The sequence below is a fragment of the Legionella lytica genome, assembly GCF_044626755.1.
Taxonomy (GTDB): Bacteria; Pseudomonadota; Gammaproteobacteria; order Legionellales; family Legionellaceae; genus Legionella; species Legionella lytica_A.
Genome location: NZ_JBGORX010000001.1, coordinates 581,039 through 601,461, shown reverse-complemented (window position 1 = coordinate 601,461; position 20,423 = coordinate 581,039). Strand labels below are relative to the sequence as shown.

Genomic DNA, 20,423 nt, shown 5'->3' with positions numbered 1-20,423 from the left:
CAATGCTCACATTAAAGCAAATCTGACTGCAAGCAACTAATCCTACTCTTTAAAAAAGCGGGAGAAAACTTCACAATGTTCTCCCCCACATCCCGTGGCTGTCCCCAGGATCCAGAAGCTCTCAGCTTACACCCTGGAATTCACGGAAAAACCACAGGCCGAGAAAGAAATCAGTCCCAGAAACTAATACGAGAAAAGCCAGGCTACATCTAATAAAGTGTGTAGCCTGGAGATTGATCAAACCAAATTAATGGAAAGGTACTTCGGGTTCTGGGTTAATTGCTTCCTCACCCAAAACAATTGCTGGCTGCTCTTTTTTAGCAGTTGACTTTTTCGCTTTAGATTCAGTACTTGGGCGACGTAATTCCTCATCGCTAAAGTCATCGACCTTAATCACTTCTTGCCTAGCTAATTCAGCATCCTTCATTTGCTTAGCTTCATCTTGAGTTAACAAGTCACTCGCTAAAGCCTCATCAATTTGTTCTAATACGGTTAGCGATTTTAATAGACCATCTTTGACCGCACGCATTAACTTTTTCTCTATATCTTCAACCGCACACATTTTATAGAACGCCTCTTCCAATCGACCAATTGGGCAATTTTCTCCAGCTTTCTTATAAACAAAATGTGTTAGTCGGTTACGAGTCTCACCGGGCTCAATTAGAATACGGGCTAGCTTATGCCCTAATTGATCGGTGGGTCTGTGTCTGCGATTACCTAAAGGTCTTAAAATAATGTTAAGTACTACTCGAGCCCAACGTTGTGGGAAATTAATAATAACCCCTTGCATCGCCATTTCACATTCGTGCAGCAATTGCTGACAGCTCCACTCGACTATAGGTAAATCAGCAGCGGGTTCACCATCATCATGGTAACGTTTTAGTACAGCCGAAAGTAAATATAGGGTACTTAGCATATCCCCTAAACGCGCAGATAATTTTTCTTTGCGCTTCAAATCACCGCCAAGAATAGTCATCGAAAAATCAGAAAGAAATGCCAAATTAGTACTGTATTTATGAGCTAACTGATAATAACGTTTTACTGCACTTGTTGGTGCCTTAGAAAAATGAGCGTCAGTCAAACTAAACACAAGTGATTTAGTAAAGTTTGCAATATAAAAAGCAGCATGAGAGAAAAACGCATCATCGAAGCCTACCAGATCTTGCTTTCTTACACTTTCCAATTCTTTAAAGACATAAGGATGGCAGCGAATCGCTCCCTGACCAAAAATAATTAAGCTACGCGAAAGAATATTAGCACCTTCAACCGTAATCGCTATAGGCGATCCCTGGAATCCTCTTCCTAGATAATTATTAGGTCCGAGACAAATACCTTTTCCGCCATGAATATCCATAGCATCTATAGAAACCTGACGAACACGATCCGTGGTATGGTATTTTAAAATTGCGCCCGCTACCGAAGGCTTAGCCCCATGATCAATAGCCGCTGCGGCCATAGTAACACCCGCATCAATAATATAAGTATTTGCCGCGATACGTGCTAAAGGCTCTTCAATCCCTTCAAACTTACCAATGGGTTGATTGAATTGCTTACGTACACGAGCGTAAGCACCGGAAGCTAGAGCTGCAGCCTGAGCCCCACCATTGGCACTTGATGGTAAAGAAATTGCTCTACCCGCACTTAAACACTCCATAAGCATACGCCAGCCATGCCCTGCCATTGCAGCGCCACCAATAATGTAATCTAGAGGAATAAATACATCTTTACCCTGAGTCGGGCCATTTAAAAAGCCGATGTTTAAGGGGAAATGGCGACGTCCTTTAATAACACCTGGGGTATCTGCTGGGATTAAGGCGCAGGTTATACCGATGTCTTCACCTTTCCCTAGTAGATTCTCAGGATCAAACATTCTAAAAGCTAAACCAACCACCGTAGCTACGGGGCATAAAGTAATGTAGCGCTTATTCCAAGTTAAGCGAATATCAACCACCTCTTTGCCATTAAGCTCTTGACGACACACAATACCTTGGTCAGGAATTGATGCGGCATCCGAGCCCGCATTAGGACCAGTCAAGGCAAAACAGGGGATTTCTCGTCCATCTGCCAGTCGGGGTAAATAAAAGTTCTTTTGTTCTTCAGTCCCGTATTTCAGGAGTAACTCGCCTGGGCCTAAAGAGTTAGGTACAGAAATGGTCGATGCAGCAGTAATCGAGCAGCCGTAAATTTTGGCTAAAACTGTCATTTGCGCGGTAGCGGAAAACTCTAAGCCGCCATAACGCTTAGGAATAATCATACCAAAGAAACGATTTTCTTTAATGAAACTCCAAACTTCAGGAGATAGATCAGTTTGTTTATGGGTAATATCCCAATCATTTAGCATGGAGCATAAGATATTTACAGGACCATCGAGGAACGCTTGTTCATCTGCGCTTAAACGAACCGGGGGTGTACTACGAAGCACTGAAAAGTCTGGAGCGCCACTGAATATATCGCCTTCCCAGCTCACGGTTCCTGCTTCTAATGCTTCTCGCTCGGTAGCAGACATAGCAGGCATAGCCTTGCTCACCGTCTTGAATAAATGTTTGGACACAAATTCACGTCGTAATGGTTTAATTGCGAATGCGATTAACGTAAGCTCAATCAAAATTAAAAGTGCTTTAGTTAAAAATCCTGGGGTACCAAAGTAAAAAACCAACCCCGTAAATAGAGCAAAACTAATAGCCCATACTGCGACCGCCGCTTGCCGTGTTAACAATACACCTGCAGCCCCTATTGCTAGAAGCACTAAAATAGCATGTAGCACTGTATTCTCCTTATGTTAGCTTATCCAAAACCATTAAAACCTGTGCCGCTACAACCTGTGGATGCTCCATAGGAAACAAATGGCTCCCATGGGTTTTATAGCAGGTAATATTAAAATTTTTTTTCATATACCGAAGATCCATTTTACCAACCACGTTACTTTTGTCACCATAAATTAATGCTGACGGGGTTAATAATTTCCCTTCATAACTTGGGATAATATGCGGTATCGTTCGATAAATTAGATACTCCACATGGCGATTAAAGCGAAGGTAGTAACCATCAGTTCTATGTTCCAGACCATATTTAATATAGTCGCTCAAACACGCATCTGCAAAGTTTTTAAACAAATCTCTGCTTTTTAAGTAGGGAATTATCTCTTCAAAGCGTTCCCAATACTCACGCCGCCCTTTTGTTCTTAAGGCGGGGGTTAATCTATCGATGATGCCAAAAGCCTTGGCAAGTCGCACTGCACTGGATTTCAATACCCCAAGTAAAGGAGAATCCAACATAACAACTGCTTTAACCAAATCAGGCCGTTCAATGGCTGCTAATAAACTTAAAACCCCACCCAAAGAATGACCTAGAGCAATCACGGGGCGATCTGCTTGCCGTTCAATACTGGCAATCACCTCTAAGATCAAATTATGCCAATTTTCCCCTACTGGAAAAGCAGGATCATGGCCCACCCTATCGATATAACAATAATCATAATAAGGCTTAAGACCATCCAGCATCTGCTTATAGCATAATGCTGGAAATCCGTTTCCATGGGCGAAATGGATTAGCTCCTTCATACAAGAGCTACTTGCCTACTTTCAGCTCTTAATGCATAAAGTGCAAAACTGTAATAAGCAATCAAGAGGAAGAATAAGATCATACCCAGCCCCGTAAATACACTATTAAGTGACAAGATAGTCATTAGCACCAATAGCATCGGGGTTCCTGCCACCATAATCATACGACATGAGGCAGCAAAGGGTATTTTAAAAGAAAAGAAAATTGATGAAAAAGTTTGCCCTAACAACGCAAGCACTAAAAAGAAAACAATAAAAATAGAGAAGAAAATACCCACGATAATAGGATAAAGTACCGCTTGAGAAGCGTATTTAAGCCCAGTAACAGAGTTTGCCTCCACCATTTTTTTACCATCAAATACTAAATTAGATCCCTTATCAAAAGTCTGTACAATAGGAGTACTTCTACTTGGTGGTGCCTCTTTACCCATAGTGAACAACTGGGGATTAGGAATCCTAAAGGCAATCTGATTTTTATTAATCAGAATATTTAAATAAGGATATTGTGCCGTAAAATCATTTACGGCCCCTGTAGTATCAATGATGACTACTGTCTGACCTTTATCATTTTTAACATAATAAGGCATAGGTTTATCGAAAAGAACATCACCATTTTGAATGTAAAAAACAGGGATTTTTAATAAAGGATTAACAATCTGTTCTTTAAAAGATTCATCTAAACTAATCGACATTCTAAAAAAGAATGGCACGCTCAGTATCGCGATAACCAATAAGAGATAAAGCACACCAAATCCCTTCCAGCGTTTACCCACATCCACATACAGACGTCGTGAGTAAAATGATCGATACAGTGCAGACCAATAATTATATACCGGTGTATCAATTGGTTTTAATGCAGTTTTTTCTTTACCCACGTCATTCTCCAATACGTTGTCCAGTTTGCTGATTAAACACATGTAATTTCATTTTAGGTAGTTCAACCTCGAATTGTCCACTAGGGATGGGTTGATCAGCAGAAACTCGTAAATTTAGTTGCTCTCCATTATTAATACAACGTGCCCTAATGAGCTTATCCGCCCCCATATCGTCGATATATTCAACAGTAACAGGAATGCTATGCGGCTTAGATTCCCTAGCCAATTGCACATGTTCAGCTCTAATTGCCAAAACCACGTCCATCTTCTCCTCAAGTGAGTAATTTGTTTCGGGAGCCGGAAAATTAATACCTAGGCTCGTTTCAATAGTAGCACTCTTTTTATTAAATACCCCTGAAAATGTATTTAATGGATAGTGACCAGTAAATCCTGCGACAAATAAGCTTGCTGGACTTTGATATAATTCTTGGGGGGTGCCAATTTGTTCCGCAAACCCTTGATTAAGCACAATCACCCGTTCAGCCATAGTCATGGCTTCGGTTTGATCATGGGTTACGTATACACTGGTAGTATTAAGCTGTTGATGCAAGCGCCTCAGCTCATGGCGCATTTCCGTGCGTAGCTTTGCATCAAGATTTGATAAAGGCTCATCAAATAAAAATACCGAAGGAGAACGGACTATCGCCCTTCCCATGGCCACACGTTGCTTTTGTCCACCAGATAATGCTTGTGGCTTTCGCTCCAAATAAGGCGTTAAATGCAACATTTTTGCTGCATCAGCGACTCGCTGTTTTATCACATTGGCCTTGAAGCCACGCATTTTTAACCCATAAGCCATGTTATCAAAAACAGTCATATGCGGATAAAGCGCGTAATTTTGAAATACCATTGCCATATCGCGTTTCGCAGCATGAACGTCATTCACGCGTTGGTCATTGATTAAAATGGAGCCAGAACTCACATCATCCAGGCCTGCAATCAAGCGGAGCAAGGTGGATTTACCACAACCTGAAGGCCCCACGATAACCATAAACTCGCCTTTTTGGATGCTGAGATTAATTCGGTCTAAGATAGTCGTTTGCCCAACGCGCTTTGAGACATCAACCAAAGTTACTGTTGCCATGTTACTTTAATCCTTTTTCAAACCATCGTTGCATCAACATCACAACCAAACAAGGTGGAATCAGAGCAACCAGGGCAATTGTCATAATATAATGCCATTGGGGAACTTGATCAGCCACCCCTGCAAGATAACGAATTCCCATCACTACTGTCGCCATTTTTGTTTCAGTGGTAATGACCAAAGGCCATAAGTACTGATTCCATCCATAGACAAATAAAATTACAAATAAAGAAGCGATTTGCGTTTTAGATAAAGGCAAAAGAATATCAAAAAAGAAACGCACCGCACCTGCGCCATCTAATTTTGCTGCATCGACTAATTCAGCCGGCACCGTTTTAAAAAATTGCCGGAATAAAAAAGTTCCTGTTGCTGAAACAAATAAAGGCAAAGTTAATCCCGTAAATGAATTTAACAATCCAAAAGAGGCCACCACTTGAAAGGTGGGGACAATACGCACCTCTACCGGTAACATCATGGTTGCAAAGATCAGCGCAAAACAGAGCTTTTTGAAAGGAAAATCAAAATAAACTAGAGCAAATGCCGATCCCAGAGCCAGCATAATTTTGCCCAAAGCAATGGCTAAGGCCATAGCCAAGCTATTAAATAACATTGCAGTAATCGGTTCGCCCCCAGTAACAGATAAACCTTCACTGAGAACCGCTTTTAGATTTTTTAATAACAAGGTTCCTGGAATCAAGGGGACCGATGATTGCATCATTGCGCTGCCATCATGACTGGCGGCAACGATGGCTAAATAAATAGGCATCAGCATGAGCAAAATAAATAAGGATAAAAATCCATGGGATAAAATACGAGACATTAATTTCATGCGTAATGAACCTTTTTCTCGAGATACTTAAACTGCACTAAAGAAACAAGTATCACAACAACCATTAGAATTACGGATTGAGCAGAAGAGCTCCCCAAATCCATTCCTTCGAATCCATCCTGATAGACCTTATACATCATATTCGTTGTACTGTTGCCCGGGCCCCCATGGGTCATCACATGAATGATTCCAAAGGTATCAAAGAAACCGTACATTAAATTCATAATTAATAGGAAGAAAGTCGTTGGCGATAACAAAGGAAAAATGATCTGCCAAAAACGCTGCCAAGCCGATGCCCCATCAATAATCGCCGCATCAATCAGCGATGGAGGAATCGCTTTTAATGCCGCAAAATAAAATAAGAAATTATAACTATATTGCTGCCAACTGGCGGTAAGGATAACAACCAGCAAAGCTTGATTGACATTATTTACATAATCAAAGTTAATTCCCAATGACTGCAATACATGAGTTAACCAGCCTAAAGTAGGATGGCATAGAAAACGCCAAAGAATCGCAGCGACAGCAGGTGCTACGGCATAAGGCCATAATAATAAGGACTTATAAACCCCTTGCGTTTTACTACGATTGTTAACTAATATTGCGGTAAAAAGCCCAAGGCACATGGTGCAAAAAGTCACACTACCGGCGATAATAAAGGTGACGATCATAGCTTTATGATAGCTGGAATCGGCAAACAAATCTGTAAAATTAGTTAGGCCAGCAAAATGCTTGTGTAATCCAAAAGCATCCGTATAAAAAAATGCTTGTACTAAAGCATTACACGCAGGCCAAATAAAAAATATTAGCGTGACAATAAGTTGTGGAACTATAAAAAGCCAGGCATAAAAACGCTGATGATTAAAGTGTGACATTAGCCCTGCTTGGTGCGGAAAATCGTGTAGGCCTATGATTATATACCTTGGATATATAGATTCAAGTGAAGTAATCACTTGATAGAGCAAACAAAATACAATTAGTATACGTTCAGGAAAGATACTTAAACTTGGCCGAAAATCCGAGTAACCATTTACCATGATTAAGGAAGATATTTTGCGCTACGTACACATAGAAAACCCCGGATCCTATAGCCGCCTTACTATAGAAAATGCCCCTACCCCTGAGTGTAAAGACACTCAGATATTAGTTCAGGTCAAAGCAACAGCTTTAAACCGTGCCGACCTCATGCAACGTTACGGAAAATACCCTCCGCCTCCCGGAGAGTCAACCGTTCCAGGTCTGGAACTTGCGGGCGATGTAGTAGCCGTAGGGGCCAAGGTCACTCAATTTAAACCAGGTGATAAGGTCTATGCCTTAGTTGGAAGTGGTGCCTATGCCGAATATTGCCTGGTTGAATCATCGCTTGCGCATTTAATTCCCGCGGGATGGGATTATCCCCTCGCTGCCGCCCTCCCTGAGTCCTTAGTCACGGTTCATGCTACCTTATTTAACCTTGGTGGATTAAAATCAGGACAAACACTCTTAATCCATGGTGCTGGAAGTGGGATTGCTTCCTTAGCAATTCAAATGGCGAAACAAATAGGTGCTAAGGTCATCACCACTGTGGGTAAGAACGATAAAATGGATAAAGCAGTACAATTGGGTGCTGATCAGGTAATCAATTATAAAACGCATGATTTTGAAGATCTAATTGCAGAGCAAAGTCTTGACTTAGTTCTGGATTTTATTGCCGGGGATTATTTTGGCAAGCATCTTCAGTTGTTAAAACCTCAAGGGAAATTAATTCAAATCGCCTGTCTTCACGGCAGCAAAGTTGAATGCAATCTGGCGTTAATCATGCATAAAAGATTGCAGCTTATTGGTTTTGTTCTCCGCTCACAAAGCCTGGCCGAAAAAGCATTTTTATGGAAACAAGCTCATGAGCGTTGGTTTGATGCCCTAGCAACAAAACAAATCAAACCCATCATTGACTCCGAATTCAACTTGGAACAAATCGAAGAAGCACAACAACACATGCAAGCTGGCATCCATTTTGGCAAAATTGTTGTTCACATAGCCTAAAACGTAGCCCGCGCTCGCGCAGCGTAATGTCAGATCGATGCTAATTCAAGCTCGCCTATGATTACGCTACGCTAATTTACTATTCCTCATAGTACGATCCAACAATTGCGCATAAATGGGTTCATTGCGTGCAAGTTGCAACATAATCGTGGCACAAATACAGGTGATCATCACCGGAAAGATTAGTGCGTAATTTTGCGTCATCTCCACAACCAAGATGCCACCGGTGATTGGTGAGCGCGTAATAGCAGCAAAAAATGCCGCCATTCCTGCTACTGCGAACATACCTGGATGCACCAGGAAATCGAGATGAAAAAATGTTAGCGCCTGAAACGAAGCCAAGCCAAGTAAGGTTCCTAAAGCCAAAGTTGGTGCGAAGATTCCGCCTGGAATGCCGGTGGCATAACAGCCAATGGTCCCCACAAAACGAATAAGAAACAACATACATAAAATGGAGAATCCAGGAGAAAGGGTTAAGGCTTGATGAATGATATGCATCCCGCCTCCAGTCACCGCTGGATTAGAAACCGCTAAATAACCAATGAGAAAGCTTACGATTAAAACATAGACTAATTTTTGCGATGCTGATAATCGGTCCATCCAGGACAAGGTTGCCATGAGCCCTTTATTAAACAGAAGTCCGACCCCACCAACAAAAAATCCGAAAAATACAAATAGCCACAATGCATCTATGGATGGAAATTGAAACACATCCATGGGAATGGTTGCTTGGGTCCCGATAATCAAATCCATCATGACCGTTGCGGTAATGCAAGTAATCACTACCATCGTGAAACTGGTAAATGAATAGTTAAATTGATTACGCATTTCTTCCATGACGAAAATAACCCCAGCCAAAGGTGCATTGAATGCTACCGCAAGGCCTGCTGCCGCTCCAGCAGCAATTAGGCTATCTCGGCGACGACGGCTCAGATTAAATACCGCCCCCAGCATTTCTCCCAGATTACCACCGACATGAATGGTGGGACCTTCGCGTCCTAAAATCATATTGGAAGAAATAGCTAAGATACCGAAAAAATATTTTACCGGTAATAAGCGGCGCCAAAAGATAGGCCGTATATGCAATAAAGCGCCTTCAATTTCCTGAACCCCACTGCCACCCGCTTCCGGAGCAATGTATTTCACGGCCATGAATGCGGCAAGCACCATGCTCATCGAGAAAATCCCAGAAATAATCCCAGCCAGCCACCCCTGCCCACCAAACAAATGAACTACATGCATTAAAGCAGAACCTAACAGATCGATTGATAAGCGAAATGAAGATCCAACTAATCCAACAATAACTCCCAGTACAATAGATACAAAGTACAGAATTACAATTTTATGACGCATTCCTTGTTACCATTCCCATTAAGTTCGTAATAATTTTTAATCCTGCTTGATTCACTAAAGACAGAATGGTTTCGGGATGAAATTGCACAGCATAAATCGGTAAATTTTGATGAGAAATAGCCATCACCACACCATCTTCACTCAGTGCAGTAACCTTAAGCTCCTCAGGCATTGCCTTCAGTCGTGCATAGAGTGAATGGTACCGCCCTGCTTTGAACTCATCTCCTAAGCCTGCAAATAAATCGGCGGAATCTAAAACCTTAATCATTGACGATTTACCATGCATTGGATATTCCAGAATATCTAATATACCCCCAAAATGCTCAACTAATCCTTGCAGGCCTAGGCACACACCAAATAAAGGAATACCTCGTGCGACCACCGCATTAATGCTTGCAGATAAATTAAAATCACTTGGCTTACCCGGTCCAGGGGATAAAACGACTAAGTCATAGTGATGTTCTTGCAAATAGTGTTGGGCTTTATCAAAACGAATCGTACTGACTTCAGCACCAGTCTGGCGAATGTAGTTGGCCAAGGTGTGAACGAATGAGTCCTGATGATCAATCAGTAACACGCGCTTTCCTTTTCCCGTTAGCGGCAAAGGCTCCCTATTCGCACTCGCAGGGGCTTTATGATTTAACATATCCAGAAATGCCGAGGCTTTTAAACGTGTTTCTTGTTCTTCTGATTCAGGAACTGAATCATAGAGTAAGGTAGCACCCACACGAACTTCAGCAATACCTTGAGAGATGCGTACCGTTCTTAAAACCAGGCCCGTATTTAAATTGCCATTAAAACCAAACCAGCCAACTGCGCCTGCATACCATTTACGAGGCGACTTTTCATGCTGCTCAATAAAATTTAAAGCCCAAATTTTCGGAGCTCCCGTTACCGTAACTACCCACATATGAGTTAGGAAGGCATCCACGGCATCAAACTCTGCTCTTAATGTTCCTTCAACATGATCTACGGTATGAATCACACGTGAATAAACTTCAATTTGGCGGCGTCCAATTACCTTAACTGAGCCTGCCTCACAAATACGTGACTTATCATTACGGTCCACATCGGTACACATGGTTAATTCAGATTCTTCTTTGGGAGAATCAAGCAAAGTCTGAATATTTTGAGCATCTTCAATTGCATCTGCGCCACGTTTAATAGTACCCGAAATAGGACAGGTCTCTACTCGCTTGTCTGTCACGCGAACATACATTTCAGGAGATGCACCAACTAAATACTCTCTCTCACCCAAATTAATAAAAAATCCATAAGGAGAAGGATTTAGCTGACGCATTTGCTTAAATAAATAAGATGGTTGTTCAGTATAGTGCGTGTAAAACGTTTGACTTGGCACTACTTCAAATAAATCACCACATGCAAATCGTTCTTTTGCTTTATTAACTACCGCCGCATATTCACCTGGTTCATGATCACAAAATTTTTCTGGCTTGTTGGGTGATTCATAGACTGAACGAGTACCTTCTCGAGGAAGACCATGAGTTAGGCGATCTTGAAATTGAAACTCATAACGATTAACAAAAGCCTCTTCTTTACGGTGGTTTACCACAAAGATTTCATCAGGCAAATAAAGAACCATATCACGCTGAGCCGGATCGCGCTCCTTATGCGCGAACAAATCTTCAAATTGGAAAATCAGATCAAAGCCCAAAGATCCGTATAAGCCTAAATAAGGTTCCTGCTCCGATTTAAAAAATGAAAGTAATAATCTGATTACGGTAAATACGGAAGGTTGTTGGCTACGCTCTTCCTCACTAAAAACCTGTTCGGAGGCTTTTATGTTAATCTGGATTTGTCGCTCAGTTTGGTCAACAAGTTCTAAATTTTCATCTGCGTTAAATAACTGTTGAATAAAGCCAAGTAAAACCTCCCCGCGTTTATTTAAGGCATCAATCTGAATAGAGCTCTGCTTGCAAACAAGGGCTAGAGGAGGATTACAAAATCCAATATCCCAGCAAGTATAACGCCCTGGATATTCAAAACTGGAAGCAAACAAGGCCCCTCGTTCTGAGTCCAAACGATCAATCAGGTGTGTGGTACCTTCTTGATAATCTAATTGCTGTTGAGAAACCTCAACATGAACCCCCCCCTGGGTTTTAAATTGTTGCAGCATGAATAACTTACTCGACTGATGATTAGGGATTACTCAACATTCTACTGTAAAAATAAGCAAGTTCCTATCAGTATAGACGCTAAAAAGTGCTCTCTTTTATAACTCCCAAGTACCCTTTTCGCCCTGAATCATAGCTAGCGAAATCTCTGATTCAGGACAGCATGCAATATAAAATAACTAATTTTTATATTTTGATGAAAATTGGGGTGAAATGAGCAGATACTCAGAGTCATTGTCTAAAAAGATTGTTGCGCTTGAACTCAACAAAGATCTTGTCGATCCAACAGTTCCTGAGAAAAATCCACACTCACTTGGCCGTACGTAAACAGTCGACGCTCTAAAGCTGCTCATTCGCTTTTCACTAGAAATTATAAATTTATTAACATCAAAAGCCTCAACTTGTTTTAACTTCCCTGCATCAACTGCAGGAACAATTGTTACAGGTAGTCCTCCAATGGCTTTAGAGGAATATGCTTCAATGTTTGCTCCATAACGAGAAACAATTTCACAAATCATGTATGCGATTGCATCCGGTAATTTATTATCCATCAGTAGCTGATGAGCGTTCTCGGAGTCCATAAATGGATCAGAGTGCTCCAAAGCATTTCTTAAGCTCACATAGTCGACTAACAAAAGATTTAGGTCTGGATGTATTTCCTTAAGCTCACCTAAACTGTACAGTTTATTAAAGAGACTAACAATTTGCCCAATCAAATAACTGGTTGCAAAATACAAACTAACATCACCAGACAAATGTTCCTGTATAGCGATTATATTCTGAGGCTCTGCTGCAATAACGGTGCCATTCTCTTTAAACATATGCGCTAATAATTTAATGCGGTTTTTAAGCGTCTCTATTAACTCGGATACTAAAGGAGGCTCCCCCGTTAACTCACCCTCTAATTCAACAGCACATTGTGTCATAACTGGGTAACTCTGTTGCATTTTCTTTTTTATCACATCTTTTCGTACGTCATCCTGGGTAGTAAGTTCCTTTTCAAATTGCGCATGGCGTGCTTCAAATGCCTCCCTTTTCTCCTTTCTCAGCTCACTCGAATAAAACTCTGCAGACTCAATAAGTCCTTTTACAATAGGAAGATTTGGATCCTTTATCGATAAAATACTGAATACTTTCTCTAATAACTTATCTTTATGTAACACCTTCTTTCCACGAAAAACATCCTCTAACTCGGTTAATACCTCTCTATGCGCTGCAAAAACATGTCCCAGATATTTCATATAGACCTCAAAATTAATATTTGAGTCTTCGCGCATTCCGAGTTGCTTTCTAATTCTCCCTTCCTGACGATAATGAATAAGGGATATGTCTGATCTTAATATTTCTTGTCCGGGAATAAAATTTTCTTTGTATACAGGAGATGGATCCTCTTCAAATTTAAATTGGCTGAATTGTTTTTCATAATAGGTCTTAGCAGACTCCCAATATTCGCTAACCTGTTGTAACCAGAAAACAATAGATCCCATCAATTTTTCTGGAGGGAACGGCTTAAAATTAGTATCTCTGACTTTTAGAACAACTTGCAATAGATATGACTTTAAATGAGTCAACTCTTTATGCAATTGCTCCAGGCGATTGGTGTCTGTTTCAAGCCGGAAAATCACCTCACTTCGTGTAAGTTGCTCAATATGGACTAAGGCATTCCTAATATTTATAACCATATTTGGATCAAAATAGTCCATTGTATTTAGGAAAAAACCCCAGTTTTTGCGTGTGAATAACTCCCCGATTAATTGCAATCTTCTAATAAAAGCCAACTGTGATTTCAAATCATAAGGCTTGGAGCCTAGCAGATCCATCTTATACAACAAAGCCATAGGATTACGTTCAGAATCGAAAACCTCTACATCACTTTTATGCATCACGGTGCCCTCTTTCACCCCATTGGGCAAGAAGACTTGTAAACGATATAGATTATATAGATGCTTAAAATACCATATTACTTTTTTGAATGTGGCCAACTCATCTATTGGGGATAATTCGTCTGGTTTTAAAGTATTACCATTAGTTTTAAGATTTTCTTGTATCCTAGCAAAAAAAGTTTTTAATTTACTCAGGTCATCATAAAATCCCTGGTCTAGCAAAGCTGCTTTTAAAGTGCAATTGCTGAAACAAAGACTCAAAAAATAACTCATTGCATTACTGTTTTCTTCGGCCGTATTATTTATCCTCAAGCCCAAAGAAAGCATCGAACTGAAAAATTCTGAACCGCGAATATCCATTAGACTGCCCATAAAATATAGGAAATACCAAGAATTAGAACCCCACGGTAATAAATGAACCAAGTCCTTGCATTTATCACGAGGCAATGCATGTATCGTTTTGAATATCATTCTCAAAACAAGCTGAGCATCATCAAGATAAATGTCTTTACAATACCCCTCAATTTCCATTTTCCCAAATTTTTCGAGTATATCGGAAGCAGGTAAAAAAGAATCGCCTCGTAACAATCCTGATAACAACATCTTATCCGCGATTTTAAGTCTCGTAGTCTTTGTTAAAACACTATCGTCAAGATATTCGGGCTTGATATATAGCTTTCTATCAACATAAGTTTGCAAAAAGAAGTTCATTAACTCATGAATATGCTCCACTTGAGCGTGAAATACGGTCGGACAGATTTTGTGATTATTTTCTAAACGCTCTAATGTTCTGACGTAGCTTTTCTGTCTCATATTAGTACGCACTTTTTCGGCGTTAGAGAGAGACTGCAAGTCTAAATTTAATAAGCCACTTTTTACACCTAACACCAAACGCCCCCATTCATCCTTAATAAGTGCATCACACTCAGCAACACCTTGAGGTTTATTTTGTTTACTAGATATTTTTTTGGCTTCTTCTATTGCAGAGGTGCCTTGAGCAAATTGATGCAAGTGAAAATGGCTTCGAGCGAGATAAATACATACCTCATAATTACATTCAACATCATACGACTGAAGAAATGCCCTACACTCACTTATGACTTTTTCATATAATTTTTGTTTAAAAACCCGTTGAATTCTGGCAAATTTTGCTGCCGAAGTTTTACCCATTATGAGTTCACCTATCAATATTTAAAACACTTAGAGCGCGCAATGGTACGTTATGCATTAATTAAGTACAATCAAGAAGACACAAATTGTCTTATTTATATAACGCTGGCTACATCTTGATAGCACTCGGACTGCAGAAAAAATACCATTCTCACTGATCTTGAGGCTAAACCAGGAATAAATTATTCTCATATGGCTAACAAAGGAAGCTTAGCCCTTGATATTGGTTACATGTGGGAATTATTTCAATGCTCAACCGCTTAAATGAGCTAGCTCCAATATTTAAAGTAATTTTATCTGTAGACAGTGGTAGCTCGAGCAACAGCTACCACATTTCTTGTTCCTGTAAAAGCTCTATAGATTAATGGATTTCACCCTTTCTTACGTGGAATTTAAGTCCACCTTAATTTCTTTAGGATAAAATTTAGTCGATTTTGTCCTCAGGAGTGTAGGTCTTATTTAATTTCCTTCGTCTTTACTATCTCAGTTAAAGAACATTTTTTTGCTATTGCTTCTTTAATCCAAAGCCCTACTTGATGATGGGCATCGCGAAATGGAATGCCTCTGAGAACTAAAGACTCCAAAACCTCGGTAGCATCAAGATAACCACTGCTTGCTTTTTCCTGCATTAACGTTGTATTAAAATGAATACTTTGTAAAAAAGGAGCAATAATTTGCAAACAAGCAGTAAGCGTGGTTACGGTATCAAATAAACACTCTTTATCTTCTTGCATGTCTTTATTGTATGCGAGTGGTAATCCTTTCATTATGGTTAAAATTCCCATTAAATGTCCGAATACCCTGCCACTTTTACCGCGGATTAACTCCAACACATCGGGATTCTTCTTATTCGGCATTAAAGACGAACCCGTAGCAAAAGCATCATCAAGAGTGATAAAACCGAACTCTTGAGTTGCCCATAAAATTAAATCTTCAGCCAAACGCGATAAATGCATCATAATAATTGCAGCCAGTGAACAAAACTCCACTACAAAATCACGATCACTTACTGCATCTAATGTGTTTTCAATCACTCCAGAAAAGCCCAATGCTTTCGCAGTCCAATCGCGATCCAGGGGTAAATTACTTCCAGCCAAAGCCCCTGCACCCAAGGGCGAATAATTCATCCGCGCGTGCCAATCAGCCACTCGACTTAAATCACGTTGAAACATCGAAAAATAAGCCGCAAAGTACTGACCAAGATAAATAGGTTGTGCTTGTTGTAAATGAGTATACCCCGGCATTTTGGCGTGAGCATGTTGGATGGCTAAATCTTCCAATACCTTATTTAGATCGTTCAACAAGGCAGCAATATGCTCTCCAGCATCCCGTGCATACAATCGCAAATCGAGAGCCACTTGATCATTACGACTTCGACCTGTGTGGAGCTTTTTCCCCACATCGCCAATTTTAGTAATCAATAATTGCTCAATGAACATGTGAATATCTTCACAGGACTCATCAAACTCTTGAATCCCGTGCTCTATGGCATAGCCAATTTCAGCAAGTGCCTGGCAAATTAATTCAGCCTCACTATATAAAATAAGCCCTTGCTGCGCGAGCATCGTAGCATGAGCCTGACTTCCAGCAATATCATGGGCATAAAGTGCTCGGTCAAAAGCTAATGAAGCATTAAAATGCATCACACGAGGATCAAGCTCTTTACTGAAACGTCCGCCCCAAGTTTTGTGACTCATAAAACATCCCCTTTATGTACCCTACCATATATTTTAGCGGATAAAGAGAATAAATTGATGAATCCTTCCGCATCATGTTGATTATAAACACAATCCTCCTCAAAGGTTGCTAAGGCTGGGTCATGTAAACTAAAGGGTGATTGCATCCCGTAAGGAATCATATTCCCTTTAAACAGTTGTAAGTTGACTGTTCCGGTTACATGCTGCTGTGTTACATCAATTAATGCATCCAAAGCTTTTTTCGCTTGTGAAAACCAACGTCCTTCATACACCATGTTGGCGTAAGTCTGTTGTAAGGATTGCTTTAGCTGTAGGGTGGCTCTGTCCATACACAAGGTTTCGAGCATTAAATGAGCCTTATACAAAACAGCCGCAGCAGGTGCCTCATACACGCCTCTAATTTTCATCCCCACTAATCTATTCTCAACAAGATCAGCAACTCCGATGCCATGTTTCCCTGCAATTTCATTAAGCTCAGCTAATAAAGCCACAGGTGACATTGCTCTGGAATTCAAAGCAACAGGTATTCCTTGTGCAAAATCAATGCGAATCATCTCTGGAGTCGCTGGAGTTTGCTCTAAAGGGGTTGTCATTAATAATAAATCATCAGGCATCGGTTGAGCTGGATCTTCCAAAACCCCACCTTCGTGGGAAATATACCAAGCATTGTGATCTCTTGAGTAGGGCGATTTAGGAGTGACTGGCACATCAATACCATATAACTTGGCATACTCAATAGCTTCTTGTCTGGACTTAATTGACCATACTCGCCAAGGAGCAATAATTTTAAGCTCAGGCGCCAAGGCTTTAACAGTGTATTCAAATCGTACCTGATCATTTCCTTTGCCCGTAGCTCCATGTGCCACGGCTTCGGCTTGTTCTTGCTTGGCGATTTCAACTAATTTCTGAGCGATTAATGGTCTGGAGATAGTTCCAAGAACGTACTGATTCTCATAAAGAGCCCCTGCTTTGACTAACTTCCACAGATAATTATCGACAAATTCCTCCTGTACATCGATTAAATAAGCTTTAGATGCTCCACTGCGAATTGCCTTTGCTTTAATTGCGGGTAAATCCTCACTTTGACCCAAGTCACAAATCACGGCAATGATCTCTGCTTGTTGGTAATGTTCCTTTAACCATGGAATCATTACTGAGGTATCAAGCCCACCTGAATAGGCCAGTACAATTTTTTGGATGGATTCAGCCATGAGTTACTCCTGATAATAATGTTTTAAATAAGAAATGGGTTGAGCTAAGTTTTTAGGTTGAATGTCTGCAATAATTTTCCCCTCTTTTAAAACCACCAGGCGATCAGCCATTTTGCTAAGAAAATCAAGGTCATGTGAGGCAATTACCATGGTCACACCTAAAGATTTAACCGAGGTTAATAAATGAATGACGTCATCAATCGTTGCTAAGTCCAAACCTGAGGTAGGCTCATCACAAAGTAATAAGGCCGGTTCCATCATCAAACATCGAGCTAAGGCAACACGCTGCTTTTGTCCACCTGAAAGCTGGAGGGGATAGGAACTTGCTTTATCACTAATACCTAAACGCTGAAGTAAAGCTTGGGCCTGAGGCTCATGATTTATAGTCTTGTTCTGCAAGCTGGGCGCATAGATTAGGTTTTGCAGCACCGTCATATGTGGAAACAATTGAAAGTCCTGAAACATAAAGCCACTTTTACCGCTGTAGCGAATAGTTCCTGCATCCAAAGTTTCTAATCCTTGCAGACAACGTAATAAGGTAGATTTTCCACCTCCAGAAGCCCCTGCCAGTCCTAACACGGTTTGTGATTCAACTTCGAGGCTAATCCCATTTAATACGGGTAAGGAGCCAAAATGCTTACAGGCATTGTTTATCGTTAGCATAACGCCCCCTTGGACTCAATTTTCTTGCCTAAATATTCAATAAATAAAACTAATCCATAGTAATAAGCGGCCGCAATACATAAAGGAATAAAATAAGTATATTGCTCCGCCGCAACTGATTGAGCTCGACGCATAACATCCATGCCACCAATCGTTGCAATCAATGCCGTTTCTTTAAGTAAGGTGATCGTTTCATTAATAAATGCTGGAAAAACATTTTTTATCACTTGCGGTAAGATGATGTCTTTCCACAAATAAAAACCAGAAATCTGTAATGTTTTTGCTGCTTCAAATTGCCCCTTTGGCAAGCTCTCTATGCCTGCTCTTAAAATTTCAGCTACATAAGCTGAGCTATTCAAACCAAAGGTCAATAAACCTGCTATTAAAATATTCGGCTTTAAGCCAATAAGAACCGGGACAGCAAAATAAGCAAAACTTAATTGCAAAATCATAGGTGTCCCCCTCATGATGGAAATAAACCCATTGATTATGGGCTTTGCAATCCCTTGATGACGCAGTAAAGCCAAGGTTGTTCCCAATAAAGCGCCAATCACCAACCCGCCAACCAGGAGAGTTAGGGTCATCATGACCCCATCACCGATAAATAGAATGTTTTGCTTCAACTCATCCATTAAACACCCCCAAACCATTTTTGTTTGAGTTTAGCCAGCTCCCCATTTTGCTCAAGACGTTGTAAGGCTTTGTTGATTTCATGGGTTAATGGAGAGTTCTTTTTCAAAGCCACCCCGTATCCATCATTAGATTTAGAAATCACCTTAAACGATAAGCCAGGGTTTTTCTGGCTGAACGATGCGCCTTGAGCACCATCAACCACAACCGCCTCAGCATGCCCTGCTTTTAAAGCAGCAATGGCTTGATTGTTATTATCCATAACCAACAATGTGGCATTAGGAATATTACTTTTTAACCAAATTTCCATAGTACTACCCAATTGCACCGCAATTTTTTTATTCGCAAGCTGCGCTACATTGTTAATAGGCTGCTCTTGAGAATAAACAACCGCGAGACTTTCAAAATAGTAAGGTGAACTAAAGTCAAAATTCTTTTTTCGTTGGTCGGTAATTGTGAGCGTCGATATGGCAGCATCCACCTGCCCCATGCTCAGCGCTGGTAAAATACTGCTAAATTGCATACTGTCGAAAACAACCTCTTTACCAAGTTGTTTGGCGATTAAGCGTCCCAAATCGATATCAAAACCTTTGATTTCACCACGCTCATTATATTCAAAGGGTGGATATTCCGCAGAGGTTGCAAAATGTATGAATTTCTTGTTTTCCTCTGGAGTATGGGCATAGCACCATGAAAATACAAGAGAAAAACTAATAGCTACTATATTGATTATCTTTTTCATATGAATATAAATCCAAATTTTATCCGTTTTATGAATTTAACAAGGCGGGGCTTGTTATGTCAAGCACAAGTGAATATAATTTCTGAAAAATGATTACATATTCAATGGAGGGATCATGAGCCAAGATGCACTTCTGGACGGACATATATTAAATATTGTGCAAACAGAAAAAATTTCAGAGCAGAGCGACTTACAACAAAGCCTCGCGGAACGAGGGTATACCATCCCGCAAGCGACCTTATCTCGTCGTTTGAAAAAACTAAAAATTGCTAAAGTTGCAGGGATTTATCAAGTGGTTGACTTTAATATTCCTAATCTACCTTTAGTATTGAATATACAAGTTTCTGATTTTGGATTAATCGTTTTGCATACTCATCCAGGTAATGCCAATAGTCTTGCTTATTACATCGATAAGAAATACGTCTCCTTTTCGCAGCACAGTACAAAGAACTCAGGAATTTTAGGGTCGATTGCTGGAGATGATACGGTTTTATTGATTGTTAAAAGCCAAGAGAAACAAGAAGAGATATTTCAGCTATTGCATACCGAGTTTCCTTATTTAACCTGAA

The 20,423-nt window shown here is 40.4% G+C and carries 17 protein-coding genes; 3 read left to right on the top strand and 14 right to left on the bottom strand.

All coding sequences use genetic code 11. The features are described from left to right. Positions 1–247 precede the first annotated feature (247 nt). The 6 genes from ACD661_RS02490 to ACD661_RS02465 are packed head-to-tail and all read right to left on the bottom strand — an operon-like array spanning position 248 to position 7,223. On the bottom strand, positions 248–2,764 hold the full coding sequence (locus ACD661_RS02490) for an acyl-CoA dehydrogenase (RefSeq protein WP_400186067.1): 2,517 nt from the start codon (positions 2,762–2,764) through the stop codon (positions 248–250). Between the two features lie 10 nt (positions 2,765–2,774). After that, the gene (locus ACD661_RS02485) at positions 2,775–3,560 is read right to left on the bottom strand and encodes an alpha/beta fold hydrolase (RefSeq protein ID WP_400186065.1); all 786 of its coding nucleotides are present in this window, start codon (positions 3,558–3,560) and stop codon (positions 2,775–2,777) included. Further along, positions 3,557–4,435, bottom strand: coding sequence for a DUF1189 family protein (locus ACD661_RS02480; protein WP_400186064.1), 879 nt, complete (start codon positions 4,433–4,435; stop codon positions 3,557–3,559). Before ACD661_RS02480 ends, ACD661_RS02485 begins: the two co-directional genes overlap by 4 nt. Before the next feature lies 1 nt (position 4,436). Next, positions 4,437–5,519, bottom strand: a complete 1,083-nt coding sequence (locus ACD661_RS02475; RefSeq protein WP_400186063.1) for an ABC transporter ATP-binding protein — start codon at positions 5,517–5,519, stop codon at positions 4,437–4,439. A 1-nt stretch (position 5,520) separates the two neighbouring features. Then, positions 5,521–6,348: a sn-glycerol-3-phosphate ABC transporter permease UgpE gene (ugpE, locus tag ACD661_RS02470; RefSeq protein ID WP_400186061.1), complete on the bottom strand. Its 828-nt coding sequence runs from the start codon at positions 6,346–6,348 to the stop codon at positions 5,521–5,523. Beyond that, a complete protein-coding gene (locus ACD661_RS02465) occupies positions 6,345–7,223 on the bottom strand; it encodes an ABC transporter permease subunit (RefSeq protein ID WP_400186059.1) in 879 nt (292 codons plus the stop codon). The genes ugpE and ACD661_RS02465 overlap by 4 nt, the downstream gene beginning before the upstream one ends. A 178-nt stretch (positions 7,224–7,401) precedes the next feature. Here ACD661_RS02465 and ACD661_RS02460 point away from each other — a divergent pair, with 178 nt between their 5' ends. Continuing rightward, positions 7,402–8,370, top strand: a complete 969-nt coding sequence (locus ACD661_RS02460) for an NAD(P)H-quinone oxidoreductase (protein ID WP_400186057.1) — start codon at positions 7,402–7,404, stop codon at positions 8,368–8,370. A gap of 66 nt (positions 8,371–8,436) precedes the next feature. Here the strand turns inward: ACD661_RS02460 and clcA are convergent, their stop codons facing one another. The 3 genes from clcA to ACD661_RS02445 form a co-directional block, all read right to left on the bottom strand. After that, positions 8,437–9,723, bottom strand: a complete 1,287-nt coding sequence (gene clcA, locus ACD661_RS02455) for a H(+)/Cl(-) exchange transporter ClcA (protein ID WP_400186055.1) — start codon at positions 9,721–9,723, stop codon at positions 8,437–8,439. Then, positions 9,713–11,860 carry an anthranilate synthase component I gene (locus tag ACD661_RS02450; protein WP_400186054.1) on the bottom strand — a complete coding sequence of 716 codons (2,148 nt, stop codon included), beginning with the start codon at positions 11,858–11,860 and terminating at the stop codon, positions 9,713–9,715. The genes clcA and ACD661_RS02450 overlap by 11 nt, the downstream gene beginning before the upstream one ends. Positions 11,861–12,037: 177 nt before the next feature. After that, positions 12,038–14,911 (bottom strand): hypothetical protein, encoded by a 2,874-nt coding sequence (locus tag ACD661_RS02445; RefSeq protein WP_400186053.1) that lies wholly within the window; start codon positions 14,909–14,911, stop codon positions 12,038–12,040. 147 nt (positions 14,912–15,058) lie between these two features. Between ACD661_RS02445 and ACD661_RS02440 the strand changes: the two genes are divergently transcribed. Beyond that, a complete protein-coding gene (locus ACD661_RS02440) occupies positions 15,059–15,175 on the top strand; it encodes an Lpg1974 family pore-forming outer membrane protein (RefSeq protein ID WP_400187208.1) in 117 nt (38 codons plus the stop codon). Between the two features lie 191 nt (positions 15,176–15,366). On the opposite strand, the gene argH is transcribed toward ACD661_RS02440, so the two are convergent. Genes argH through ACD661_RS02415 form a run of 5 tightly spaced genes read right to left on the bottom strand, consistent with a single transcriptional unit; the run spans position 15,367 to position 19,854 of the window. Beyond that, positions 15,367–16,608: an argininosuccinate lyase gene (argH, locus tag ACD661_RS02435; protein ID WP_400186051.1), complete on the bottom strand. Its 1,242-nt coding sequence runs from the start codon at positions 16,606–16,608 to the stop codon at positions 15,367–15,369. Beyond that, positions 16,605–17,819 carry an argininosuccinate synthase gene (locus ACD661_RS02430; protein ID WP_400186049.1) on the bottom strand — a complete coding sequence of 405 codons (1,215 nt, stop codon included), beginning with the start codon at positions 17,817–17,819 and terminating at the stop codon, positions 16,605–16,607. The genes argH and ACD661_RS02430 overlap by 4 nt, the downstream gene beginning before the upstream one ends. A gap of 3 nt (positions 17,820–17,822) precedes the next feature. Then, positions 17,823–18,482: an ATP-binding cassette domain-containing protein gene (locus ACD661_RS02425; RefSeq protein WP_400186048.1), complete on the bottom strand. Its 660-nt coding sequence runs from the start codon at positions 18,480–18,482 to the stop codon at positions 17,823–17,825. Next, on the bottom strand, positions 18,476–19,114 hold the full coding sequence (locus tag ACD661_RS02420; RefSeq protein ID WP_400186047.1) for an amino acid ABC transporter permease: 639 nt from the start codon (positions 19,112–19,114) through the stop codon (positions 18,476–18,478). The genes ACD661_RS02425 and ACD661_RS02420 overlap by 7 nt, the downstream gene beginning before the upstream one ends. Then, the gene (locus ACD661_RS02415) at positions 19,114–19,854 is read right to left on the bottom strand and encodes a substrate-binding periplasmic protein (protein WP_400186045.1); all 741 of its coding nucleotides are present in this window, start codon (positions 19,852–19,854) and stop codon (positions 19,114–19,116) included. The genes ACD661_RS02420 and ACD661_RS02415 overlap by 1 nt, the downstream gene beginning before the upstream one ends. Positions 19,855–19,969: 115 nt before the next feature. Between ACD661_RS02415 and ACD661_RS02410 the strand changes: the two genes are divergently transcribed. Beyond that, entirely contained in the window at positions 19,970–20,422 is a 453-nt protein-coding gene (locus ACD661_RS02410; RefSeq protein WP_400186044.1) for an arginine repressor, read from the top strand. Position 20,423: the final 1 nt, after the last annotated feature.